This window comes from Streptomyces monticola, from assembly GCF_042665355.1.
Taxonomy (GTDB): Bacteria; Actinomycetota; Actinomycetes; order Streptomycetales; family Streptomycetaceae; genus Streptomyces; species Streptomyces monticola.
Genome location: NZ_JBHTCF010000002.1, coordinates 285,473 through 308,482, shown reverse-complemented (window position 1 = coordinate 308,482; position 23,010 = coordinate 285,473). Strand labels below are relative to the sequence as shown.

At 71.1% G+C, this 23,010-nt stretch carries 19 protein-coding genes and 1 pseudogene; 10 read left to right on the top strand and 10 right to left on the bottom strand.

What is annotated here, in order from left to right; all coding sequences use genetic code 11:
- Nucleotides 1-83: 83 nt before the first annotated feature.
- Nucleotides 84-1,016, top strand: coding sequence for a DUF4344 domain-containing metallopeptidase (locus ACFQVC_RS06855; RefSeq protein ID WP_381827610.1), 933 nt, complete (start codon nucleotides 84-86; stop codon nucleotides 1,014-1,016).
- A gap of 190 nt (nucleotides 1,017-1,206) precedes the next feature.
- On the opposite strand, the gene ACFQVC_RS06850 is transcribed toward ACFQVC_RS06855, so the two are convergent.
- The 3 genes from ACFQVC_RS06850 to ACFQVC_RS06840 all read right to left on the bottom strand — a co-directional run bounded on the left by ACFQVC_RS06850 (nucleotide 1,207) and on the right by ACFQVC_RS06840 (nucleotide 3,644).
- Complete coding sequence (locus tag ACFQVC_RS06850; RefSeq protein ID WP_381827607.1) at nucleotides 1,207-1,746, bottom strand: MmcQ/YjbR family DNA-binding protein; 540 nt, start codon at nucleotides 1,744-1,746, stop codon at nucleotides 1,207-1,209.
- Nucleotides 1,747-1,888: 142 nt separating this feature from the next.
- A complete protein-coding gene (locus ACFQVC_RS06845) occupies nucleotides 1,889-3,154 on the bottom strand; it encodes a cation:proton antiporter (protein WP_381827606.1) in 1,266 nt (421 codons plus the stop codon).
- A gap of 4 nt (nucleotides 3,155-3,158) precedes the next feature.
- The gene (locus tag ACFQVC_RS06840) at nucleotides 3,159-3,644 is read right to left on the bottom strand and encodes a cation:proton antiporter regulatory subunit (RefSeq protein ID WP_381827604.1); all 486 of its coding nucleotides are present in this window, start codon (nucleotides 3,642-3,644) and stop codon (nucleotides 3,159-3,161) included.
- Between the two features lie 293 nt (nucleotides 3,645-3,937).
- On the opposite strand from ACFQVC_RS06840, the gene ACFQVC_RS06835 reads away from it, so the two are divergent.
- From ACFQVC_RS06835 to ACFQVC_RS06820, 4 genes are read left to right on the top strand one after another with little or no spacing between them, the layout of a single operon-like run.
- Nucleotides 3,938-5,500, top strand: a complete 1,563-nt coding sequence (locus ACFQVC_RS06835; RefSeq protein ID WP_381827601.1) for a hypothetical protein — start codon at nucleotides 3,938-3,940, stop codon at nucleotides 5,498-5,500.
- A 49-nt stretch (nucleotides 5,501-5,549) separates the two neighbouring features.
- Complete coding sequence (locus ACFQVC_RS06830) at nucleotides 5,550-6,974, top strand: sulfatase family protein (protein WP_381827599.1); 1,425 nt, start codon at nucleotides 5,550-5,552, stop codon at nucleotides 6,972-6,974.
- Between the two features lie 46 nt (nucleotides 6,975-7,020).
- Nucleotides 7,021-7,818: a thymidylate synthase gene (locus tag ACFQVC_RS06825; RefSeq protein WP_381827597.1), complete on the top strand. Its 798-nt coding sequence runs from the start codon at nucleotides 7,021-7,023 to the stop codon at nucleotides 7,816-7,818.
- Nucleotides 7,815-8,375: a dihydrofolate reductase gene (locus ACFQVC_RS06820; RefSeq protein WP_381827595.1), complete on the top strand. Its 561-nt coding sequence runs from the start codon at nucleotides 7,815-7,817 to the stop codon at nucleotides 8,373-8,375. Before ACFQVC_RS06825 ends, ACFQVC_RS06820 begins: the two co-directional genes overlap by 4 nt.
- A 10-nt stretch (nucleotides 8,376-8,385) precedes the next feature.
- Here the strand turns inward: ACFQVC_RS06820 and ACFQVC_RS06815 are convergent, their stop codons facing one another.
- Nucleotides 8,386-8,718: a hypothetical protein gene (locus ACFQVC_RS06815; protein ID WP_381827592.1), complete on the bottom strand. Its 333-nt coding sequence runs from the start codon at nucleotides 8,716-8,718 to the stop codon at nucleotides 8,386-8,388.
- 169 nt (nucleotides 8,719-8,887) lie between these two features.
- On the opposite strand from ACFQVC_RS06815, the gene ACFQVC_RS06810 reads away from it, so the two are divergent.
- The 3 genes from ACFQVC_RS06810 (at nucleotide 8,888) to ACFQVC_RS06800 (ending at nucleotide 12,810) form a co-directional block, all read left to right on the top strand.
- Nucleotides 8,888-10,108: an LLM class flavin-dependent oxidoreductase gene (locus ACFQVC_RS06810; protein ID WP_381827589.1), complete on the top strand. Its 1,221-nt coding sequence runs from the start codon at nucleotides 8,888-8,890 to the stop codon at nucleotides 10,106-10,108.
- Nucleotides 10,109-10,225: 117 nt separating this feature from the next.
- On the top strand, nucleotides 10,226-11,464 hold the full coding sequence (locus tag ACFQVC_RS06805; protein WP_381827587.1) for an MFS transporter: 1,239 nt from the start codon (nucleotides 10,226-10,228) through the stop codon (nucleotides 11,462-11,464).
- A gap of 230 nt (nucleotides 11,465-11,694) precedes the next feature.
- On the top strand, nucleotides 11,695-12,810 hold the full coding sequence (locus ACFQVC_RS06800) for a PP2C family protein-serine/threonine phosphatase (protein ID WP_381827585.1): 1,116 nt from the start codon (nucleotides 11,695-11,697) through the stop codon (nucleotides 12,808-12,810).
- On the opposite strand, the gene ACFQVC_RS06795 is transcribed toward ACFQVC_RS06800, so the two are convergent.
- The 4 genes from ACFQVC_RS06795 to ACFQVC_RS06780 all read right to left on the bottom strand — a co-directional run bounded on the left by ACFQVC_RS06795 (nucleotide 12,747) and on the right by ACFQVC_RS06780 (nucleotide 18,880).
- Nucleotides 12,747-15,083: an ATP-binding protein gene (locus tag ACFQVC_RS06795; protein ID WP_381827583.1), complete on the bottom strand. Its 2,337-nt coding sequence runs from the start codon at nucleotides 15,081-15,083 to the stop codon at nucleotides 12,747-12,749. The genes ACFQVC_RS06800 and ACFQVC_RS06795 overlap by 64 nt on opposite strands.
- A 217-nt stretch (nucleotides 15,084-15,300) precedes the next feature.
- Nucleotides 15,301-16,143 (bottom strand): dienelactone hydrolase family protein, encoded by an 843-nt coding sequence (locus ACFQVC_RS06790; RefSeq protein ID WP_381827581.1) that lies wholly within the window; start codon nucleotides 16,141-16,143, stop codon nucleotides 15,301-15,303.
- Between the two features lie 2 nt (nucleotides 16,144-16,145).
- On the bottom strand, nucleotides 16,146-17,927 hold the full coding sequence (locus tag ACFQVC_RS06785) for an FAD-dependent oxidoreductase (RefSeq protein ID WP_381827578.1): 1,782 nt from the start codon (nucleotides 17,925-17,927) through the stop codon (nucleotides 16,146-16,148).
- A gap of 20 nt (nucleotides 17,928-17,947) precedes the next feature.
- Nucleotides 17,948-18,880 (bottom strand): AurF N-oxygenase family protein, encoded by a 933-nt coding sequence (locus ACFQVC_RS06780; RefSeq protein WP_381827576.1) that lies wholly within the window; start codon nucleotides 18,878-18,880, stop codon nucleotides 17,948-17,950.
- 418 nt (nucleotides 18,881-19,298) lie between these two features.
- On the opposite strand from ACFQVC_RS06780, the gene msrA reads away from it, so the two are divergent.
- A complete protein-coding gene (gene msrA / locus ACFQVC_RS06775) occupies nucleotides 19,299-19,880 on the top strand; it encodes a peptide-methionine (S)-S-oxide reductase MsrA (protein ID WP_381827574.1) in 582 nt (193 codons plus the stop codon).
- Between the two features lie 39 nt (nucleotides 19,881-19,919).
- Here msrA and ACFQVC_RS06770 read toward each other — a convergent pair.
- Nucleotides 19,920-20,369, bottom strand: a pseudogene (locus ACFQVC_RS06770) (DUF4232 domain-containing protein); the annotation flags it as partial.
- 199 nt (nucleotides 20,370-20,568) lie between these two features.
- Nucleotides 20,569-21,474, bottom strand: a complete 906-nt coding sequence (locus tag ACFQVC_RS06765; protein ID WP_381827571.1) for a glycoside hydrolase family 16 protein — start codon at nucleotides 21,472-21,474, stop codon at nucleotides 20,569-20,571.
- A gap of 290 nt (nucleotides 21,475-21,764) precedes the next feature.
- Here ACFQVC_RS06765 and ACFQVC_RS06760 point away from each other — a divergent pair, with 290 nt between their 5' ends.
- Nucleotides 21,765-22,859, top strand: a complete 1,095-nt coding sequence (locus tag ACFQVC_RS06760) for an SGNH/GDSL hydrolase family protein (RefSeq protein WP_381827569.1) — start codon at nucleotides 21,765-21,767, stop codon at nucleotides 22,857-22,859.
- Nucleotides 22,860-23,010: the final 151 nt, after the last annotated feature.

The following is a 23,010-nucleotide window of genomic DNA, read 5'->3' as shown; positions in this document are numbered from 1 at the left end:
CCGTGCTGCCTCACAGGCTCGGTCAAGTGGCCGCCCGTGCACGCCCGTGCACGTCCGTGGACAGTGACCCGAGGTGACCTCGTATGCCTGACGCAGTACGCCTGGCGCGAGCCGTGGCCGCCACCGCACTCACCCTGGCGGCGGCGAGCGCGTGCTCCTCCGGCGGCGCCGCCTCGTCGCCGGCCGCGACGCCCCCGGCCCGGGAACCGGCCGCGCGATTCGCCCCCACCGATCCCGCGAGCACCGGCGCGAGCCCTGGCGACGGCAGGCTGGAGGCGGTCTACGAGCCGGGCATGACCAAGGCCAATCAGCGCGAAGAGGCGACCCTGTCGAAGAACAAGGTCCTCGAAGGCATCGCGAAGTACGGCAACGACCGGATCCGCCTACCCTACGTGGTCGGCGTGACGGCGGCCAACTGCGGCGGTGACGGCGACGCGTCCTGGCGTTCGTTCCAGCACGAGATCCAGTTCTGCTACGAGTTCGCGGAGAGCGCCAGGAAGATCTACGAGAAGGCGGACGGACGAGGTGACGGGCAGGGCAAGAAGCCCAGTGCCGCCCAAGTCGACGACAGCGTCGCCGGATTCACCAACGGCATCGTCTTCCACGAGCTCGGACACGCCCTCATCGACATGTACGACCTTCCCGCCACCGGCAAGGAAGAAGACGCCGTCGACCAGCTGTCCGTGCTGCTCCTCGCCACCGGCGACGACCAGCACGCCCGCTACGCGCTCGACACCAGCAAGGCCTGGGGCGGCTTCGCCCAAGCCGACGAGGCCGACGGCAGCGCGTCCAAGCGCCTTGAGGCCTACGCCGCCGAGCACTCCCTCAACGCCCAGCGCCACTTCAACTGGGCCTGCTGGCTGTACGGCTCGAACCCCAGGGCCCACGCGGAACTCGTCCGGGACAAGGACCGTCCGGGCGGCGCGCTGCCCGAGAGCCGTGCCGGAAGCTGCGCGAACGAGTTCAACCGCATCAAGAAAGCCTGGACCACGCTGCTCAAGCCGTATGTGAAGTAGAGGGCGCCGCCCTGCCGTTGGTCTCCTGGTCGGCTCGGCGCGGCGGCCGTGATCACATAGCGCGGTGCCGACCGCGCCAGGAGCGGTGAGGTGGAGCACACACGGCAACTCCAGCAGGATGAACGCGAGTACGCCACGCGCCAGGCCCGGCTCGAAGCGCGGCGCGCGTACTACGCCACTCTCAGTGCCGTCACTTCCGCAGTGTCAGGCCCCGCTGTGCCAGGGTCTCCGTCAGGATGCGGATCGCCTTGGGGCCCACGCCGTGCAGGGCCAGGAGTTGCGACTCGGTGTGCTGTGCCACCTGTTCAAGGGTCGTCAGGCCCGCGCCGGACAGCGCCCGGGTGGCCGGGCGGCCGATGCCCGCGGGCAGGTCGCCCACCGGGCCGTCGGCCGCCGTCTCCGCCGCGGTGAGGGAAGCGGCGAGCCGCTTCGGGGCGCGGCTGGACCATGCCGCCCTGAGGAGGGCGTTCAGGTCCTTGCCGTTGATGTCGGCAAGCGGGACGCGGAAACCGATCGGCGTGCCCATCCGCACGAGGCGCTCACCGCTGGGGTGTGCGGCCACGGCCGCATCGGCCGCGTCGTCGGGCAGCTGCAGCTGGACGTGCCCGTCCTGGGTGAGCGAGACGAAGCCCTTGCCCCGTACGGAGAAGGCGACCATGCCGAAGTGCGTACCCTCCTCGACCTCCGGGAGGGCGAGGGCGGACTTGCGCAGGTGGGCCAGATTCGTCATGGGCGGAGTCTGGCACGGCTCTCGCGCCGGGTCCCGGCCGCGGCACGCGGTTCCCGCTCGGCCCGCCCCACTGCCTTGCCGCCGCCCGCACCGCGTAGCGCCGCCCGCGCCGAGTGCCGCCGCCGCGCGCCGCCGTCCGCGCTCACGGCCGGCCGAGCCGTCCCTGATCCTCGACCGGCTCGTCCTGCGGGCTGCGCGGCGTCGGCACCGTGGCCGTTCCCGTCGGCGTGGCCGCGGCGGCAGCGGCAGCGGTCCTGCGGTGGGTGAGACGGGTGGCGATGGGCTCTGTGTAGCGGGCCGTGAGCGGGCCGATGATCACCAGGATCAGGACGTACGCGGTGGCCAGCGGGCCGAGCGACGGCTCGATTCCGGCGCTGACCGCGAGTCCGGCGATGACGATGGAGAACTCGCCGCGTGCCACCAGCGTGCCGCCCGCGCGCCAGCGCCCCTTCTCGGACACCCCGGCCCGCTTGGCCGCCCAGTAGCCGGTGGCGATCTTCGTGCCGGCGGTCACGACGGCGAGGACCAGCGCCGGGAGCAGCACCGCGGGGATGCTGGAGGGGTCGGTGTGCAGGCCGAAGAAGACGAAGAAGACGGCCGCGAAGAGGTCCCGCAACGGGCTGAGCAGGTTGTGTGCGCCTTCGGCGACCTCTCCGGACAGAGCGATGCCGACCAGGAACGCCCCTACGGCGGCGGACACTTGCAGCTGCTGTGCGATACCCGCGACCAGGATGGTCAGGCCGAGGACGACGAGGAGCAGCTTCTCCGGGTCGTCACTGGAGACGAAGCGGGAGATGATCCGGCCGTAGCGCACCGCGAGGAACAGCACCAGGCCGGCCACGCCGAGTGCGATGCCCAGGGTGACGCTGCCCGCCGCGAGACTCACTCCGGCGAGCAGGGCGGTGATGATCGGCAGATAGACGGCCATGGCCAGGTCTTCCAGGACCAGGATGCTCAGGATGACCGGGGTCTCGCGGTTGCCGAGCCGGCCGAGATCGCCCATCACCTTGGCGATCACTCCTGAGGAGGAGATCCAGGTGACTCCGGCCAGGACCACCGCGGCCACCGGCCCCCAGCCCATGACGAGGGCCAGGGCTGCACCGGGCAGGGCGTTGAGGGTCGCGTCCACGAGACCGGCGGGATACTGGGTCTTGAGGTTGGTGACGAGATCGCTGGCGGTGTATTCGAGACCGAGCATCAACAGGAGCAGGATCACACCGATTTCGGCGCCGATCGCGACGAATTCCTCACTCGCTCCGAGGGGCAGCAGGCCGCCTTCGCCGAAGGCCAGACCGGCGAGCAAGTACAGGGGTATCGGGGAGAACTTGAAGCGTCCGGCGAACCGGCCGAGCAGACCGAGGCCGAGGATGATCGCCCCGAATTCGATGAGAAAGAGCGCGGAATGCATCGAATCAGTCCCGTCCCAGAATCGTGGCGGCGGCCTCGACGCCCTCGCGGGTGCCGATCACGATGAGGGTGTCGCCGCCGGCGAGACGGAAGTCGGGTCCCGGTGCGGGGATCGCGTCCGCTCGCCGCAGTACGGCCACGATGGACACCCCGGTCTCGGTGCGCATCCGCGTATCGCCGAGCACGCGCCCGTTCCAGTACGACTGTCCCGACAGTTCGACCCGCTCGGCCACCAGGCCCAGGTCGGTGGTGTGCAGCAGGTTCGGGCTGTGGTGCGAGGGCATCAACGCGTCCATCAGGGCCTCGCTCTCACCGGCCGTCAGCTTCAAGGAGAGCGCGCACTCGTCCGGATCGTCGTCGCGGTAGGCGTTCACGGTCCGTGCGCCGTCCCGGTGCGCGACCACCGAGACCCGGCGGCGCTCACGGGTGGTCAGGTCGTAGCGCACCCCTATCCCGGGCAGCGGTGTCTGGCTCAGACGTGGAATGGGCATGGTGAATTCCCCTGATATGGACGGCAGTTGCCCTGCCGGTACGTACGGCAGGCCCGGTGGGAAGGCTGTTGCCGTCTGCTCACCGGGCCCTGTTTGCCGTTACTTTACCGAGTGCCGGATTCCGCACTTTCAGGGGCCTTTCACCGGTACGGAGATGGCCTGGGCGAGCATCCGCAGTGGGGCGCCCGGGAGAACACTATGAACGCAATGGCCAGAGCGTGGGCTTTCCTCTCGCTCCTTCCTAGCATCGGCGCGGCCGCGCAACGGTGCGCCATCGAGGAGGAGCACATCCCATGGACCGTCAGCCTCATTCCCCCGTACCGAGCCCTCACGTACCGCCATGGCCCGCACCGGGCGCCCGCCCCCTTCGCAGACGGACCGCCGCCCGGCGCCGTACAGCGATAGCTGTAGGGGCAGCGGTCAGCGTGGCAGGGATCGTCGCCGGTACGCTCACCGGTCCCGCCTCCGCCTCATCCCCCGCCTCCGCGGACGCGGCCGGCGGGCCGGTATCCGCCGCCTGTCCCACGAACCTGACCGGCAAGGCCACTTGCTACACCGGCCGGGACGCCCAGGGCGCCCACTACGCGATCGCCGTCCCGAAGCGGTGGAACGGCTCGCTCGTCGTGCACGCCCACGGCGGGCCCGACCTCGGCGCGGGCTCCGACCCCGAACGCAGCACCGGCGATCTGGAACGCTGGTCGGTGATGGTCGACGAGGGCTACGCCTGGGCGGGTTCGTCGTATCGCCGCGGTGGCTACGGGACACGGATGGCGGCCGCCGACACCGAGAGCGTGCGGCGCCTGTTCGTTGCTGAGTTCGGCAGCCCGCGGCGGACCTTCGTGCACGGCCAGTCCTGGGGCGGCAACGTCGCCGCCAAGGTGGTGGAGACCTATGGGGCGAAGGCGGCGGACGCCTCCCCGTCCGGCTCACACAGGCGTGGCCCGTACGACGGGGCCCTGCTCACCAACGGCGTGCTCGGCGGCGGTTCGCGCGGCTATGACTACCGTGTCGACCTGCGCGCGGTCTACCAGTTCTACTGCCGCAATCACCCCCGGCCGAGCGAGCCCCAGTACCCGCTGTGGCAGGGGCTGCGCGCGGACTCGGACATGACCGCCGCAGGCCTCCGTGCCCGCCTGCAGGAATGCACGGGTTACGCCTCCGCGCCGCAGGAGCGGACAGCGCTGCAGCAGCGCAATCTGGACGACATCCTCGCCGTGACGGGAGTTCCCGAGCGGGCCCTCGCTTCGCATCTGCAGTTCGCGACGTTCACGTTCCGCGACATCGTGCACGACCGCCTCGGCGGCCGGAATCCCTTCAGCAATCGCGGTGTCCGGTATTCCGGGTCGCATGACGACGAGGCGCTGAACGCCGGTGTCGAGCGTTTCTCCGCGGACGCGAGCGCCGTACGCGATCTGTCGTACGACAGCGACCTCACGGGCAAGGTCGCGATTCCCGTGCTCACGCTCCACGCCATCGACGATCCGACGGCGTTCGTGGAGCACGAGGCGGCCTACCGCGACACCCTTCGGGGCGCCCACCGGGACGAGTGGCTGCTGCAGAGCTTCACGCGGGAGCAGGAGCACAGCGCGCTGAGCGACTCGGAGTACGCCAACTCCATGGCTGCGCTTGCCGGTTGGGTGCGCACCGGCGCGAAGCCCACTGCGCGGTCCCTCGCGGCATCGTGCCCGGCCTTCGACCGCACCTACGGCACCGGCTGCTTCCACGACGCGGACTATGTGCCCGGCTCCTACGCCTCGCGGGTCAACGCCCGCCCCGGCGGCCTTCGTTGGCCGGCGATGTCGGCCGCCCAGGAGCGGGCCTGGAGCCGGATCGAGGGGGTGGGCATCGCGCCCTGAGCCGTGCCCGCCGGGTTCGGGGCGCCGGGTGCGGGGGAACGGCTCCTGCGTGACCTCTCCCCGCACAAGCCCCGCCCGGCGCCCGAACGTCCTCGTCTTCTTCACCGACCAGCAGCGCTGGGACACCACCGGGATACACGGCAATCCGCTCGGCCTCACACCCGTACTTGACGGACTCGCCGGTGACGGGGTCGGCGTCGACCAGTCCTTCACCTGTCAGCCCGTCTGCGCGCCGTCCCGCGCGAGCCTGCAGACCGGGCAATATCCCACAACGGCAGGGGTGTTCCGCAACGGCCTGGCCCTGCCCCGCACCGCGCCCACGCTCGCCCGCAGTTTCCGGGACGCGGGGTACGCGACCGGCTATATCGGCAAGTGGCATCTGGCGGGCGACCACACCTCGGGCCCGGTGCCCGAGGAGGACCGGGCCGGCTACGAGTACTGGCTCGCCGCCAATCTCCTCGAGTTCACCTCGGACGCCTACGAGACCACGCTCTACGACCACGACGGCACCCCGCACCACTTCGACGGCTACCGCGCCGACGCGCTCGGCAGCGCGGCGATCGACTTCATCGAGCAGGGCCGGGGCCAGACACAGAGGCAGGACCAAGAGCAGGAACAGGGGCAGGAACAGGACCGGCGGCCCTTCTTCCTGTTCCTGTCGTTCCTGGAGCCGCACCACCAGAACTCCCGTGACGACTACCCCGCCCCGACCGGTTACAGCGAGCGCTACGACGACCCCTGGGTGCCGTCGGATCTCGCGGCGCTCGGCGGCGGCAACTGGCGCGAGCACCTGCCCGGGTACTACGGCATGGTGCGCCGTCTCGACGAGGTGCTCGGGCAGATCGTCAACGCCCTCGATGAACAAGGCGAGTTGGAGGACACGGTCATTCTCTTCACCTCGGACCACGGCTGCCACTTCAAGACCCGCAACGCCGAGTACAAACGCAGCGTCCATGACGCCTCGCTGCGGGTGCCGACCGTGCTGCGTGGTCCGGGGCTTCGCGGCGGCGTACGGCTGCCGGACCTGGTCAGTCATGTCGATCTGCCGCCCACCCTCCTGGACGCGGCCGGGATACCGGTGCCGGACCACATGCAGGGCCGCTCCCTGCTGCCGCTCCTGAGCGGCGCGGACCCCGACTGGCCCCCTGAGGTCCTCGTCCAGATCAGCGAGTCGGAGGTGGGCCGGGCGCTGCGTACCGACCGGTGGAAGTACGGCGCCACGGCACCCGGCCTCGACCCGTGGAACGACGCACGCGCCGACACCTACGAGGATGCCTGTCTCTACGACCTCCATGCCGATCCGGACGAGTTGACCAACCTCGTGGACGAGCACGCCCACGACCGCGGCCACGACTGCGCCCACGAAGGCATCCTGGCGGAGCTGCGTGAGCGGCTCGCCGAGCGCATCGTCGCCTCCGGCGAGCCCCGTCCCCCGATCACGGCCCGAAGGACCGCCGGCGCGGAGCGGCGGTGAGCACCCTGTCGTACCCGGTGCCGGCCGCCCCGTAGACTCGACGCCCGTGGCGGACACCCAGTACGAAGACCTGTTGCGACTGGTGCTCACCTCCGGGACGGCCAAGGCCGACCGGACGGGCACCGGCACCCGAAGTGTCTTCGGGCACCAATTGCGCTATGACCTCTCCCAGGGGTTCCCGCTGGTCACCACCAAGAAGGTGCACCTCAAATCCATCGTGTACGAGTTGCTGTGGTTCCTGCGGGGCGAGTCGAACGTCGGCTGGCTGCACGAGCACGGCGTCACCATCTGGGATGAATGGGCCGACGCGAACGGCGACCTCGGCCCGGTGTACGGCGCGCAGTGGCGCTCCTGGCCCACGCCGGACGGCAGGCACATCGACCAGATCAGCGAGATCCTCGACACGCTGCGTCACGACCCGGACTCCCGCCGGATGATCGTCTCCGCCTGGAACGTCGGCGAGCTGTCCAGGATGGCGCTCGCGCCGTGTCACGCCCTGTTCCAGTTCTATGTCGCCGACGGCAGGCTCTCCTGCCAGCTGTACCAGCGCAGCGCGGATCTGTTCCTCGGCGTCCCGTTCAACATCGCCAGCTACGCCCTGCTCACGCACATGGTGGCGCAGCAGGCCGGTCTCGAACCGGGCGACTTCATCTGGACCGGCGGCGACTGCCACATCTACGACAACCACGTCGAGCAGGTCACCGAGCAGCTGTCGCGCACGCCGTTCGAGTTCCCCGGGCTTCGGCTGCGCCGGGCGGACTCGCTCTTCGGCTACGCCTACTCCGACGTGGACGTGCACGGCTACGAGCACCACCCGGCGATCAAGGCTCCGGTCGCGGTATGAACGTCGGGCTGATCTGGGCGCAGACGCCCGCCGGCGTGATCGGCGCGGGGAACACGATTCCGTGGCGGCTGCCCGAGGACATGGCGCACTTCAAGGCGACCACCCTCGGCCGTCCGGTGGTGATGGGGCGCAGGACGTGGGACTCGCTGCCGCCGCGTTTTCGCCCGCTGCCCGGCAGGCCCAACATCGTGGTGACCCGCGATCCACAGTGGAGCGCCGAAGGCGCGCAGCGCGCCGGGTCCGTCCCCGAGGCGCTGTCACTGGCGGCCGGGAAGGCGATGGAGAAGGCGGCCGAGCCGGCGGCTCCGGCCGACACCGTGGCCGTATGGGTGATCGGCGGCGGAGAAATCTACCGTGCCGCCCTGGGGTACGCCACGACGCTCTCGGTGACCGAGGTCGACGCGGCGGTGGACGGGGACACCTACGCCCCGGCCCCGGACTCGGCATGGAAGATCGCAGAGGACCAGGGCTGGCAGTCCTCGGCCACCTCCGGCCTTCGCTACCGCATCCGCGGCTACATCCGGGTCGGTCAGCCCGCCGCCCTCATCGATACCTGAGGCACCGCAGTCAGGCAGACGGACGGGGCAGGATCCGCTCACGGCCCCTGCCCCGCATGAGCAACCAGCCGAGCAGTGCCGTCGACACGGCGCCTCCGCCCAGCGCAGCGAGCGTGGCCACGAACGTCGGCCCCCGCAGCGGTACGAGGACGGGCCCGGACGCGGTCTCGAGAAGGCAGCCCTCCGCGACCATGGACGTGCCGGCCCAGTCGGAGCGGCCGAGGCCGCTGTCGAGGCACTGCTTGGCCGTCCACGCGTCGTAGGCGCCCCACGCGACGAGCCCTGCGCAGCACAGGGACACCACAGCCAGGACCGCCACCTGCCACCGTAAGTTCCGCGTCATCCCGGCAGCGTAGTCACAGGCGAAATCGGAACTGTGAAGATTCAGATGTGCCGTCCCCATGGCTCCTTGTCGATGTCTGGTGCATCCTGCGCGCCATCAAGACAGCTCGGCCCGCAACCCGATGCACGCAGCGTGATGAACGCACAGTGATCAACAAGGAGGGCTCCTCGTGGAGTTCGGCATCTTCCTCAACGGATTCATTCCCGGACCTGCGGCCCACGACCGCCCGTCCGAGCATCTCGCGCTGATGCGGGAGATGGAGCTCGCGATCAAGGCCGACAAGCACAACTGGAAGTACGTCTGGTTCGGTGAGCACCACTCGCTGACCGAGTACAGCCATATGTCGGCGCCGGAAGTGATGATGGGCTACGTCGCCGCGCGTACCGAGCGCATCCATCTCGGCACCGGCATCAACAGCCTTTCCCCGCGCAAGGAGCACCCGGTGCGCTACGCCGAGCGCGCCGCGATGCTCGACCACATCACCGAGGGCCGGTTCGAGTGGGGCACGGGCCGCGGCGCCGGCAGCCACGAGGTGGCGTCCTTCAACATCATGGACACCTCGTCGACGAAGGCCGAGTGGGACGAGGTCGCGCCCGAGATCGTGCGCATGTGGGAGCAGTACGACTACTCCTTCCAGGGCGAGCACTTCACGGTCCCGACGCCGCACAACATCCTGCCGAAGCCGTACGGGCACTCGCACCCGCCGATCTGGATGGCGTGCGGCAACCCGCCGTCGTTCGCCAAGGCCGGTTCGCTGGGCATCGGTTCGATCGCCTTCAACTTCGAGCCGATCTTCGAGCTCAAGGGCCGTATCGACGCCTACAAGGAGGCCGCCGAGAATCCGGTCCAGATCCTCGGTGACTACCAGAACAACAACGTCATGATGACCAACACCGTCATCTGCCTCAACGACCGCAAGCGCGCCCGCGAGATCGCCATGAACGCGGGCCTCGGCTATCTGGTCACGCTGGTGAACCTCTACCACGACACCATGCCGAAGTCCCTGGACGCGATCACCTGGCCGCAGCCGCCGATCGCCCTCGGTTCCCTCGGCGGCGAGGAGATACTCGACCAGGTCATCGCCGCCGGGCTCATGCTGTGCGGTACGCCCGACGAGGTCTGCGAGCAGGTCGCCGCGTACCAGACCGTCGGCTGCGACCAGGTGGTGTTCGGTCTGACCGGCGGCATGACCTTCGAGGAGCACCTGGAGATGCTGGAGGTGTTCGGCGACAAGGTGATCCCGGAGTTCGACACCAACCCGGAGCACTCGACGGCCGTCTACCGCCGGGGCGCGAAGGGCCCGAAGTACCCCTCGCACAACCAGCCCGTCGCCGCGGATCTCAAGCACACCGTGCTCCCGGAGAACGCGATCCTTCCGATCAGGCCCTGACGCCTCTCGTCGTCGCCCGTGGTGCGGCCGCGCCCGCGGACCTCTTGACGAGGGCCGGCGCGGCCGTACGGAGCAGTGCGGGAGGTGGGGCGTACGGGCGCTGCCTAGCGTGAGGCCGTGCCGCAGAACCATGAGACGCCCGAGACAGCCCCCGCCGGGGTGCCCACCGCCGCGTACCGGAATCTGATCGTGGCGACGGTCGGGTTCACGCTGACCTTCTGGGCCTGGGATCTGATCGCGCCGCTCGGCAGCGCGTACAAGGACCGGCTGCAGCTGAGTTCCTTCCAGCAGTCGCTGCTGGTCGCGGTGCCGGTGATCGTGGGCTCGCTCGGGCGGATCCCGGTGGGGGCGCTGACCGACCGCTTCGGTGCGCGGCTGATGTTCCCGCTCGTCTCGGCCCTGACGATCCTGCCGGTGCTGCTGCTCATCCCGGCACGGGACTCGTACGCGGCGATGATCGGTGTCGGGTTTCTGCTCGGTCTCGGCGGTACGACGTTCGCCATCGGGGTGCCGCTGGTCAACGCGTGGTTTCCGCCCGCCCGGCGTGGCTTCGCCATCGGTGTGTTCGGCATGGGCACCGGCGGTGTGGCCCTTTCGGGTTACTTCACCCCGCGGATCGCGAAGCACGGCGAGAACCTGCCGTTCCTCGTCGTGGCGGGGGCGCTCGCCGTCTTCGTCGTCGTGGCCGTGCTGCTGATCCGGGACCGGCCCGACCGCAAGGCGCCGACGCTGTCGTTCGGCGCCCGCCTCGGGCAGGCCGGGAAGCTGCGGGTCACCTGGGAGCTGTCGGCGCTGTACGCGATCGGGTTCGGCGGTGTCGTCGCGTTCGGCGTGTATCTGCCGACGTATCTGAAGACCTGGTACGACCTGTCGCCGACGGACGCCGGGACGAAGGCCGCCGGGTTCGCGGTCGTCACCGTGCTCAGCCGGCCGGTCGGCGGCTGGCTGGCCGACCGCATCGCACCCGCGACCGTCACCGCCTGGAGCCTGGCCGTCGTCGCTCTCTTCGCCGTCGTCCAGGCCTTCGACCCGCCGCTCGCGCCCCTGGGCACGATCTGCTTCCTGACCATGGCGGCCGGTCTCGGCGCGGCCAGCGGCGCCGTCTTCGCCCTGGTCGCCCAGGTGGCCCCGATGGCTCAGGTGGGCAGCGTCACCGGGATCGTCGGCGCGGTGGGCGGTCTGGGCGGGTTCGTGCCGCCGCTCGTGATGGGGGCGATCTACAGCGCGAAGGACTCGTACTCGATCGGGTTCATGCTCCTGTCCGATCTGGCGCTCGCCGGCTGCGTCTACGCGTACGGGCGGATGCGCGGCCTCACTCGTGACGGTGATGTCCCGGGGGCCGCCGGCGGGCGCTGAGGTCCGCACCGCGTGCCACCGCCCTCCCGACGCCGGGCCGTTGGTCGGCTTCCGTCGCTTTCCGTCATCCGGGGGCATGTTCGGGCAATGTGACGTGGGGTGGTCGTCGATACGCAATAGTGGCGCGCTCACCGGCTGTGAGGGGAGGCGGTGGCGTGCTCCGCATTCGACGACGCGTGGCAGCCCCGCGGGAGGGGCTGCCGCTTGTTTTCGTTGTCGTTGCGACGGCAGTGGCGCTTGAGCACCTGGTGGCCGGTGTGGTTTCCGTGACGATGGGCGCGTTGCTGCTCGGACCGCTGTTCGCCGCTGCCCGGCTCGATGTCCGCGCCACCGCACGGGTGGGCGGCTGCGTTCTCGCCGTCGGGGTGATCACGGGTCTGGCCACGCTGCGGCTCGCGCCGCACGACGTGGCGGTGCGGGCGATGGTGCTCGCGGCGGGTGGGCTCCTCGCCGTGTACGCGGCGCGGCTGCGGGCGGCGCGCGAGGCGGCGCTGGTGCGGGTGGGACAGGCCGTGCAGCGTGCCGTGCTGCCGCCGGAGGCCGTGCGGACGGGCGGCATGGATATCGCCACCCGCTATGTGTCCGCCGCACGGGAGGCCGTGATCGGCGGGGATGTCGTCGTCGCCGCCAACTCCCCGTACGGACTTCGGGTGGTGGTCGGGGATGTACGCGGTCATGATCTGCACGCCGTACGCCTCGCGGCGACAGCGGCTGCCGCCTTCCGTGATCTCGCCTATGTGACACCACGGCTGCCCGATCTCGCGGCCCGTCTCGACGCCGCCATCGGGGCACATCTGACCACCGAGGACTTTGTCACCGGAGTCATCGCCGAGTTCGCCCCCGGCGAGGTACGCCTCGTCAACTGCGGCCATCCGGCGCCGCTGCGGATCAACTGCCGCCTCGAACCCCTCGAACCGGCCGAGCCCGCACCGCCGTTGGGCCTGCACCCGCGGCCGCGGCAGCAGCGCTTCCGCCTCGCGGACGGGGAGCGGCTGTTGCTCTACACCGACGGCCTGATCGAGGCGCGCAGCCCGCAGGGAGCCGCTTTCCCGCTGGACGAGCGGGTACGCGAGGCGCTCAGCCGCCCGGCACTGCGGGACTGTCTCGACGCCGTGCACGATCTGGCCGTCGCACACGCGGACGGCCCGCTCACCGATGATCTGGCCCTGGTGGTGTGCCAGCCGGTCCCGGTGGGCGCGCTGCCGGTACTGCCGTGCCCACCGGGCGCGCAGGCTCAGTTGCCGGGGGGCACCGAGGCGCACATGCCGCAGAGCGCGGCGGCTCACTTGCCGCAGGAGGACCCGCTCGGCCGGTGGCCCGGGGGCAGTGCCGTGCCGCGCGCGTAGGCGATGCCTTCGTCCCACGCCAAGGCGAAGCCCTCCTGGAAGGCCTGGTCGTACACGGTGTCGCCGAGGATGTCCCGGGCGCCCCGCTCGCAGGCCTGCCGGGCCGCGCGGAAGTGCGGTGACGCGGAGTGCGGGCTGCCGCCGACATGCCGCCACAGGCCGTGGGCGACGCCCTGGAGACGTGCCGCCCGCCGGGTGCCGCCGACGGCGAGCGTCGCCGGGGCCAGTACGTCCAGGATGACCGCGCTCATCAGGGTGTCGCGCAGGGCCTGCGGGCCTTCGAGGGCGAGCTGGGCGCTGGTGACGGCCTCGGCGTGGCCGCCGCTGCCCAACTTGCCGAGCGCGCACAGGTATTCGGCGATGGACGCGGCCCATACCTCGCCCTGGGCCGCGCACTCCGCGCGCAGTCCTCCCATGAGGTCGGCGACAGCGGCGAACTCGCCCTCCTGCGCCAGCGCGTAGCCGAGCGTGAGCCGCCCCATCACCCAGAACGGGTGCGCGTGCCGCCCGGGCGCATCGGCCGGCCACCCGGCCAGGGCGGCGACGGTGGCCCGCTGGTCGCCGTAAAGGGTGAGGCGGGCCGCGGTCAGCTGGGCGGCGGCCAGGGCCGCGCCGCTGTCGTCACCGGGGCGGGCGAGTGCGGCGCACTCGGCCGCGGCGCGCTCGGGCAGGTCCGGATCGCCCTGGACGTTGGCGAGATAGCCGCGCACCCACACCGCTTTGACCCGGTCACGCACCGCCTGCAGGTGCCCGCTTGCCGAGGCGGCCCCGGCCGGATCCGGTACGGGGGCGAGCGCCAGCGCGCGGTCGAGGAAGTCGCAGCCCTCGCGCAGAAATCCACAGCAGAACCAGAAACACCACAGGGCCCCGGCCATACCGACCGCGGCGCCGGCGTCGCCGTACCGCAGATGGCACTCCAACGCGGCCCGCAGATTGGCGTGTTCCACCGCGAGGCGCGCCGACCACTCCCGCTGGCGCGGCCCGATCCAGTCGTGGTCCACCTGCCGGGCGAGGCGCAGATAGACCTCCGCGTGCCGCAGCTGTACGGCCTTGTCCTCGCCGAGGCCCGCGAGCCACTGCGCCCCGTACTCACGCAGTGTGTCGAGCATCTGGTAGCGGCCGGCGCGGGCGACGACCACCGACTTGGAGACGAGTCCGGCGAGCACGGGGCCGATCCGCGCGGCGCTCAACGGGCCGCCCGCGCAGACCTGTTGTGCGGCTTCCTCGTCGAAGCCGCCGCTGAACACCGAAAGGCGCGCCCACAGCAGGCGTTCTTCGGGGGTGCACAGTTCCAGGCTCCATCCGATGGCCGCACGCAGGGTGCGATGGCGCGGGTGCGCGCCCTCGACCGGGTCGGCGGTATCGGCGGCACCGGCGGCACCGGCACCTTCCACTCCATCCGCTCCATCGGCGCCGAGGATCTCAAAGCGCTCGTGGATACGGGCCGCGAGCTCCGCGACGGGCATCTGACACAGCCGCGCCCCGGCCAGTTCGATGGCCAGGGGAATGCCGTCGAGCTTGCGGCACACCTCCGCGGCGGCCGTCCGCTCGGCCGCCGTGAAGGCAAGGCCCAGTGCGGCGGCCGCGGCCCGCTGCTCGAACAGCGTCAGCGCCTCGCACGCCTCGGCGGCCGTGTCACCGCGGGGGCCGGGGACGGTCAACGGCCCGAATGCGAGGAGCCGTTCACCGCTCACCCGGAGCGGCTGGCGCGAGGTGCACAGGAAGTGCACACCCGGTGCCGCGGCGGTCAGCCGGCGCAGCAGGCGGGCGCATGGCTGCACGAGGTGCTCGCAGGTGTCCAGGACAAGCAGCAGGTGTTTGTCCGCCAGCCATTCGGCGAGCACTTCCGGCATGGGCCGCACGGTCTGGTCGGTGAGGCGCAGCGCCTCGGACACCGTCAGGGCGAGGAGCTCGGGGTCCTGGCTGCGCAGCGGCGACAGCTCGGCGAGCCAGACCCCGTCGGGGAAGAGGCGGCCGGCATCGCGGGCGGCCCGCAGGGCGAGGCGGGTCTTGCCGATGCCGCCGCCCCCGGTCAGTGTGGTGATGCCACCGCGGGTCAGCGTGGTGATGCCGCCGCGGGTCAGCGTGGTGGTGCCGCTGCCAGTCGGCGTGGTGATGCCGCCCGGACGACCGGATGCGCCGACGGCGCCCGCGGCCGCCTGCCCGCCGCCGCTCAACAGCGCGCTCAGAGCATCGAGTTCACGCTCACGTCCGATGAGGCCCGTGGTCTCCTGCGGCAGGTTGCCCGCGCTGGGACGCCCCTTTCCCGTCATGCGCTCTCCCCCGCTCTCCGCCCCGGCCGGCCGCCATCCCAACAGCCGTCCCACAGCTTGCGCGGACAGTCTTCACGACCGCCCGGCCGGCCCGGAGCCTTGTGCGAGGGCTGTCCGGTGACCGGCCGCAAATGCGCGTACAGGACCGGTAGCGGGCGGATGCGGACTGCTCCTGCACGCTTCGAGGGCCGGTTACGGCGGCAGGGAGCGGCAGGGATCAGACCCCGGCAGCCGGTGCCGCGCCGAGCAGCCGGGTGCGGAACAGATCGAGGACCTCGTCGAGGGCCGCCCGGGTGGGCTGGCCCGGCTCGTCGACGAGATGCTCGGTGAGCACGGAGTGGGGTTTCATGACGCCCTCGGGGTTCGCGTCGGCATCGTCGAGTTCCACCGCGGTGAAGGCGTCGCCGAGTTGCTCGCGCAGAAAGGCGAAGCGGTCGCCCGGCACCAGGCCGTCACCGCGGAACCGTAGGCCGAGCACGCGCAGGCCGTCCCGCTCGCACCGGCCCTTGACCACGGCGAGTTCATCGGCGGAGATGTCGATGCCGCGAGCGGCCCGCCGCCGCCCGAGCGCGAGCGGCAGCGAGGGCTGGGACAGGACCGGGGCGAGCAGCCGGTCGTCGGTGGCCATCGCCAGGGCGAAGCCGCCGGTCAGGCACATGCCGACCGCGCCGACACCGGGGCCGCCGCAGCGCTCGTGCTCCTGGGCGGCCAGGGCCCGCAGCCAGTTCACCACGGGTGAGCTGCGCCCGGTGGCGAGCACGGTGAACTCCCGGCTCACGCACACCTTCAAGGCGGTCGAGGCCAGGTAGAGCCCGGACTTGACCCGGCCGTGGGCCTGCGGGTGGGCGTCACGCCCCGGCCTGCCGAACAGGACGGGAAGCACGGCGGTGCAGCCGATGCCGGCCACCTGCTCGGCGAAGCGCAGCACTTTGGGCGTGATGCCCGGGACTTCGGCGATGACGATGACGGCCGGCCCGCTGCCGCGCCGCAGGACGTCCCGGGTGGTGCCCTCGTGGGTGAACGTCGTCCGTTCGAAACCGGTCAGATCGTGATCGCTCATGGTTAGCCCCGCCCAAGTCGTCTGCTGCGTGCGGTCGCCACGAGTTCGCCGACCGTTGCCAGCTTCACACGTGGCCGGCCGTCACGGTGGCCTCTTGCCTCCTCCGCACGGTTGATCGCGGCAAGCCCGCGGGCGTCGACGACCTGGCGGTTGCGGCGCCGGGCGAGACGCGGAAACGCTTTGGGGGCGTACGCGGGTGTGGGCAGCGCACCGGCGACGGCGTCGGCGAGCAGCGTGCCGACCGTCTCGGCGGCGCAGCCGCGGTTGGTGCCGATGCCGCCCGAGGGGCCGCGTTTGATCCAGCCCACGACGTAGGTGCCGGGCCGGCCGAGAACGCGTCCGTCCTCGTGCGGCACGGTGCCGGTGGCCTCGTCGAAGGGCAGTCCCGGAATCGGGGCGCCGCGGTAGCCGACCGCCCGCAGGAGCAGCCCGGCCGGTATCTCGAACTCCGCCGCCGCGGTCGCGAGGTCCGCCTCCGCCGCTGCTTCCGCTGGCGCTGACCCCGCCTGCGCCGCTGCTTCCGCCGCGCCCGACGTGACGCGTACGCCGCGCAGGCCGTGTGCGTCGGCCGCCCCCGCGGGGTCGCCGTCGACCGCGGCCACCGGTGCGGAGTGGAAGCGGAAGACGATCCGCCGTCCCGGTGCGGGAGCGGGCGCGTAGTCGGGTGCCGCGCGGGTGACGCCCTGCAGGACGGCGGCCTTGTCCCCGGGTCCGGCGGCGTCGATGGCCGCTCCGATGCGCGGATCGTGGTCGTCCACGAGCAGTTCGACGCCGTCCAGGTGCTTGAGGGCGAGCAGTTCGGTGCGGGTGTAGGAGGCGTCCTCGGGGCCGCGGCGGCCGAGCAGCACCACCTCGCGGACGTTGCTCGTGCGCAGCGCCCGCAGCGCGTGGTCGGCGATGTCGGTGGCGGCCAGGGCGTCCGGGTCGGAGACCAGGATGCGGGCCACGTCGAGGGCGACGTTGCCGTTGCCGACCACGACGACGCGTTCCGCGGACAGGTCGACGGCGTCGGGGGCGACCTCCGGATGGGCGTTGTACCAGGCGACGAAGGTGGTCGCGGAGACGGTGCCGGGCGAGTCCTCACCGGGGATGCCGAGCCGCCGGTCGGTGGCGGCGCCCACGGCGTAGATCACCGCGTCGTGGTGCGCGGCGAGTTCATCGGCCGTCAGGTCGCGCCCCACTTCGAGTCCCAGCTGCAGCCGGACCCGGGGGTGGGAGTGGAAGCGGGCGAAGGTCTCGCCGACCTTCTTGGTGGCCGGGTGGTCGGGCGCCACGCCGTAGCGCACGAGACCGCCCGCGACCGGCAGCCGGTCGATCAGCGTCACCTCGGCCGAGGTGTGCAGGAGGAGGTCCTCGGCGGCGTACATGCCGGCGGGACCGGTGCCGACGACGGCGACCCGGATGGGCGCGAAATCGGACGGCAGGCTGCGCTCGAAGACCGGTGCGCCCCAGACGTGGAAGTTCGGCCCGGGGTCGGCCGGTTGAGGTGCGCGCTCCTCGGCGGCGCCACCGGCGTCCGCTCCGGTGCCACCGCCCTCGTAGTACGCCGCGTTGATCTCGGCGTACTCCCGCTGCGCGGCGGAGAGGCTGTCGGTCGGGAAGATCGCGTCCACCGGGCAGGCGTCCGCGCAGGCGCCGCAGTCGATACAGGCCTTCGGGTCGATGTGCAGCAACTCCGTGCTCCCGAAGGCCCGTTCCTCCGGGGTCGGGTGGATGCAGTTGACCGGGCACACCGCGACGCAGGTGGCATCGCTGCAGCAGTTCTGGGTGATGGCGTAGGGCATGGTGGCGTCGTCCGGTCCGCTCAGATCAGGTGGGCACGCTTGTAGAAGAACAGCGCCGGCTTGGTGAGCAGGCGGGCCGAGGCCAGGAAGTCCATCAGACCCGAACAGCTCGACCGCATCATGGACTTGTGGTGCTCGTTGGCCTCCGCCTCGGCGAGGGCGCGCTCCTGGTCGAGTCCGGCGTTCGCGTAGACACCCTTGTTCACCATGCTGGTGACGATGACGTACGACGCGATGGCGATCACAAAGGCGTTGATGTGGCGGCGCAGCGGGCCGGCCTTCGCCAGGCGCTTGCGGGTCTCGTCACGGGCGAACTTCATGTGCCGCGACTCCTCCACCACATGGATGTTGTTGATGGTGCGCACGAACGGCACGACCCGCTCGTCCCGCATCCAGTCGCGCTGCATGACGTCGAGGACCTCTTCGGCGACGAGGATCGCCGCGTACGCCGCCTCGCCGAACGCGAGGGTCTTGAAGGCCCGGCCGAGCTCGACGGCCACGCGGTGCGGGCGGTACGGCGGGGCGCCCAGCTTCCGGGCCCCGCGCGCGAACATGATCGAGTGCCGGCACTCCTCGGCGATCTCGGTCAGGGCCCACTGGAACTCGGCGCTCGTGGGGTCCTTGGCGTAGATGTCCCGCAGCACCATCTGCTGCAGGATCATCTCGAACCAGATGCCGGTGCTGGCGACGGAGGCGGCCTCGTGCCGGGTCAGCTCCTTGCGCTGCGCCTCGCTCAGTTCCTTCCAGTACGCCGTGCCGTAGAGGGTGCTCCACTCCGGGCTCGCGCCGTGGAAGTCCTTGTCCAGGGGTGTCTCCCAGTCGACCTCGGTGGCGGGGTCGTAGGAGAGCGTCGCGGCCGAGTCGAGCAGCCGCTGGGCGACGTCGTCCTGGGCGGGCGGGTTCTGTGCACCGGACCTGGGCCGGGTGTCGGGCCGAACCGTGCTGCTTGCCATGCTGCGGCTCCTCGCGTCGTGCGTGGGGGTACCTGGTTCGCTGCGGGGGTCGGGGCTGTGGCCCGCCGGAGGGGGGCGGCGGGCAGGGGTGACGGGGGGCGGCTCAGCACCCCGCCCCGCTTGTTAGACGGAATGTATAACAAGCCTCCCCGCCCGGCCTACCCCTCGGTAAGAAGTCCGTTCGCCCTGCCTCATCCGCCTCTGGCGAGCGGGGAGTTGGCGTCGTCTCCACAGGCACGCCGCACGCGCCCGGCCCACCGAGGGGAGCGGAAATCGGAATGCCTCAAAGAATGCGTGCGCACGCACTGAATTCCGCAGAATAATTCACCGGCCGCGGACCGGGATTCCGGAATAGGGGCCGACGTACGGCGGTTTGACCGAACGCAGGCAGCGTCTACGTACAAGGAGCTGCAACCCGATGTTCAAGAACCGAAACTCCACCAAACTCACGGCTGACGAGGCGCTTCCCGGACGCGCAGAGCTTTCTGTCGTCGTTCCCGAACGTCACGCGATTCTGGGCACCGCACTGCTCGGCCCCTATCCCGAGGGGTATGAAATCGCCGAATTCGGCGTGGACTGCTATTGGTCGGGCGAGGCCGCGTTCTGGGACGCCCCGGGCGTGTGGACCACGGTCGCCGGATATCAAGGCGGCGTGACACCGTTCCCCACCCCCGTCGAGGTGCTCACGGACCGCACGGGTCACACCGAGTCGGTACGAGTGGTGTTCGACCCCAGGGTCACTTCCTACGAGGCGCTCCTGGAGATCTTCTGGGAGCGGCACGACCCCACCCGGCCCTTCGGCCCGAACAGCCAGGCCAGGTCGTCGATCTTCACCCGGAGCCTCGCACAGCAGGCCGCGGCCGAGGCATCGCGTGAGGCGCTCCAGCAGCGTCTGAGGCGCCCGATCGCCACGGAGATCGTGCCCGCACAGGAATACCCCTTCTATCCGTCGGACGCCTACAACCAGCAGTATCTGGCGGGCAGCCGGGCGCGGCGGTGAGCAGCCGCTCCAGCTGCCTGCGGGCGGTTCTCGCGACGGTCAGCGCACCGGGGCCTTCCGCCACGCGCTGACCCCGAGCCTTCCCGTGGTCCCGAGGTCGAGTTCCGGTGTCACCGTCACGGCGGGGGCACCGGACTTGGCTTCGATCCGGACGTAGGGGACGTTCACCGCGGTGCCGGAGCCGGTGGTGTTGCGCCACATCAGACCGGAGGTCGCGGCCTCGCCCGGTATCAGGGCGAGCGGGCGGGCGGGGGCGTCGAAACCGCTCACCGTGGCGATACCGCCGCTGCCGCGCAGGATCTTCACGCCGGTGACGGGCTCGCGGTTCTCGTCGAGGAGCTCCAGGAGCGGATGGCCGTCGAGGTGGTACGCGCGGGTCCCGCAGTTCTCCAGGCGCAGCCCCACCACGCGCAGCCCCATGGCGGCATCTCCCTCATCTGCCGTGACACGGGCTCCGGACCGCGGGCAGCGGAAACCCTCGGCACCGGCCGCGACGAACTCCTCGACAAACTCCACTCCGCCCGGACAGCGACAGGCCACGGGGGCGGGAGGGGCGCATCCGGTTATTTCAGCAAGGATCGTGGCGTTACGGACGCGACGCCGGCCACACCACCGGTCACAGACACGTCACAAGTCCCGGACACTCGCCTCCCGTTCGGCCCTTGCGGCCGAACTTGCCCCACGCCGGTCACTTCCAGCCGTACGTGTACGCCGCGACCCAGGTGACCTCGAGCTGGGCGCTGCTCCCGGGCGCCGCTCCGGGCCCTTCCAGGGCGCTCTCGTTCTGCATCACCCAGGACAGCGCGGTGTCGGGGACGTTCCGGGTGTCGTGTCCGATCTGGCGGCCGTCGACGAAGAAACGCACATGGCCGGGGGTCCACTCGGTCGAGACGGTGTGCCATCGCGTCCAGTCCCCGGCGCCCGGGAAGTAGCCCTGTTCGCCCCCTCCGCAAGGGTGGTGAAAGGCCGTCAGCTCGCCCGTCCACTCGCCCTCGGGGTGGTCCATCTCGCAGCCGGCGCCGTAGTGCAGCCAGGCGGACTTGTATCCGGGGGCGGGCCTGGTGACCTTGATGCGCGCGCTGTACTTGCCGTACTTCATCTGCATCACCGCGCGGGGTACGACCGCGGCGGAGTGCACCGGCCCTCCGTCCTGGGGCCGCCACAGCCGGATACGCATCCGCCCGTCACCACTGGGCGCGGGTCCGACGCTCACGGTGTCCTCCGGGTGGTAGACGCCGACGACATCGCGGTCACGGTCGTTGGCCGTATCGCGCCACCCCGTGGGATACGCCCACCAGTTGTCGCGGTACTTCCCGCTGAGGCCACCGCAGTACGCGGCCTGCGTGTCGGGGGCGTGGTCGCAGTCGCTGAACGCTCCCAGCGGCACCCGGTCGCCGTTGAAGTCCTCGGCCACGACCTGCCAGAACGGTCCGCAGTCACCGCGCGGGAGGCGGGTTTCCGCGGTGCGGCACGCGTCGGCCGAGCGGGGCGCACCGTCGGCGGCGGGCGTGAACAGCAGGGCGGCGATGAGCGCGGCGCCCACCGTGCCGGCCAGGGCGGTCCTGCGTCGCTTGGGTACCGAGTGAGCGCCCATCGGGAGCCTCCCTTCCTGGAGGGCCGACATCCTTGCCCCACGGGCCCGGCCACCGCCAGAGGTGACGCACGGGGCGCCCGCCGGAAGTGACGCACGGACGCCCGCCGCGCGGATGGTCCTTATGGGTCAGGCCGAACGGGATGTTCGCACAGGCGGGCGACGAGTTCGGCGCGCACGGGTGACGGTGCGGCGGTGGTACGACGCGGGCGGCGCGACCGATGACTTGATACGGGGGCGGGGTTCCCCGGCTCCCGCCCCCGCTCACCCAGCTCACGCGCCCCGGAGTGCCGATGCCCTGTCGCCCGTCCCGTCCGTCCCGTTCGCCCCGTCTATCCCGTCTGTCCCGTCTGTCCCGTCTCTCCCCCAAGCCCCGCCTGTTCTCCAGGACTCGCCGCTCCCCCAGGACTCGGCTCACCGCTGCCGCTGTCGCCGGTCTGGCCCTTTTCGCCACCGCGCTGCCGGCCCAGGCGGCGGCACCCGGGCCCGGGGACAAGGACGGCAAGAAGTACCGGGAGTACGTCGCTCTCGGCGACTCCTGGTCCGCCGATGTCGCGCTCCTGATGAACGTGTCGAGCGAGCACACGCCGTACGCCTGCTTCCAGTCGACGTGGAACTACCCGAAGAAGGTGGCCAAGCGGCTCGATGTGGCGACGTTCCGGGACGCGACCTGCGGCGCCGCGACGTCCGACGACTTCACGCGCGCGCAGGAGATCAACCACCTGGGCATCGCCAAGGGCACCAACCCGCCCCAGTTCGACCGGCTCACGCCCACCACCGATCTCGTCACGATGGGCATCGGCGGCAACGACGCGGGGCTCGCGGGCGTGGCGGGTTCCTGCTTCAACCTGCTGCCCTCCCTTGAGCCGCTGCCGGGGCTCGCGCTGCCCGCGCCCTTCGGCGGCCAGTGCAGGAAGGGCTGGGTCAAGGGCGGTGTCGATGAGATGTCACGGCGCATCGCGGGCATGGAGGACAACGTGTACGCCGCCCTGAAGCGCACGCACACGCTGGCACCGAAGGCCACGGTCCTGCTCGTCGACTACCTGGCGGGGGTGCCGACCGACCACGGCTGCTATCCCTACGTACCGGTCAACGACGGCGACCTGATGTGGATCGGCGAGAAGCTGAAGGAGATCAACGCCTCGCTCGCCCGGGCCGTTTCGCGCGCGAAACGGGAGGTCAAGGGGTATGACGTACGACTCGTGGACACCTACTCGGGCAGTGTGGGCCACGACGTCTGCCAGTGGCCCGGCACCAAGTGGGTCGAGGGCTTCGTGCCGCTGACGGCCAATCCGCCCGGACTCGCGGTTCCGCTGCACCCCAACGAGCTGGGCGCGGACCACCAGGCGGCCATGGTGCTCAAGGAGGTGTCGGCGGGCAAGGCCTAGGCAGGGGCCTTGAGCTGCCCACCCCGCTCGCCGCGGCGCCGCGGCCGGACGCTAGCTTGTGGTGTTCATCAGTCGAGTTCGTCAGTCGCGGTCGAGTTCATCAGTCGCTTGGTCGCTGTCGAGTTCGTCAGTCACGCAAGCGGCGCCGCGG

What these genes read in the sequence shown, in the direction of transcription:
- ACFQVC_RS06840 (WP_381827604.1), bottom strand. Translation starts at nt 3,644, where the DNA reads ATGCCCATTCCACGTCTGAGCCAGACACCGCTGCCCGGGATAGGGGTG.
- ACFQVC_RS06815 (WP_381827592.1), bottom strand. Translation starts at nt 8,718, where the DNA reads ATGACGCGGAACTTACGGTGGCAGGTGGCGGTCCTGGCTGTGGTGTCC.
- ACFQVC_RS06850 (WP_381827607.1), bottom strand. Translation starts at nt 1,746, where the DNA reads ATGACGAATCTGGCCCACCTGCGCAAGTCCGCCCTCGCCCTCCCGGAG.
- msrA (WP_381827574.1), top strand. Translation starts at nt 19,299, where the DNA reads ATGTTCAAGAACCGAAACTCCACCAAACTCACGGCTGACGAGGCGCTT.
- ACFQVC_RS06795 (WP_381827583.1), bottom strand. Translation starts at nt 15,083, where the DNA reads ATGACGGGAAAGGGGCGTCCCAGCGCGGGCAACCTGCCGCAGGAGACC.
- ACFQVC_RS06820 (WP_381827595.1), top strand. Translation starts at nt 7,815, where the DNA reads ATGAACGTCGGGCTGATCTGGGCGCAGACGCCCGCCGGCGTGATCGGC.
- ACFQVC_RS06790 (WP_381827581.1), bottom strand. Translation starts at nt 16,143, where the DNA reads ATGAGCGATCACGATCTGACCGGTTTCGAACGGACGACGTTCACCCAC.
- ACFQVC_RS06785 (WP_381827578.1), bottom strand. Translation starts at nt 17,927, where the DNA reads ATGCCCTACGCCATCACCCAGAACTGCTGCAGCGATGCCACCTGCGTC.
- ACFQVC_RS06855 (WP_381827610.1), top strand. Translation starts at nt 84, where the DNA reads ATGCCTGACGCAGTACGCCTGGCGCGAGCCGTGGCCGCCACCGCACTC.
- ACFQVC_RS06760 (WP_381827569.1), top strand. Translation starts at nt 21,765, where the DNA reads ATGCCCTGTCGCCCGTCCCGTCCGTCCCGTTCGCCCCGTCTATCCCGT.
- ACFQVC_RS06835 (WP_381827601.1), top strand. Translation starts at nt 3,938, where the DNA reads ATGGACCGTCAGCCTCATTCCCCCGTACCGAGCCCTCACGTACCGCCA.
- ACFQVC_RS06780 (WP_381827576.1), bottom strand. Translation starts at nt 18,880, where the DNA reads ATGGCAAGCAGCACGGTTCGGCCCGACACCCGGCCCAGGTCCGGTGCA.
- ACFQVC_RS06765 (WP_381827571.1), bottom strand. Translation starts at nt 21,474, where the DNA reads ATGGGCGCTCACTCGGTACCCAAGCGACGCAGGACCGCCCTGGCCGGC.
- ACFQVC_RS06845 (WP_381827606.1), bottom strand. Translation starts at nt 3,154, where the DNA reads ATGCATTCCGCGCTCTTTCTCATCGAATTCGGGGCGATCATCCTCGGC.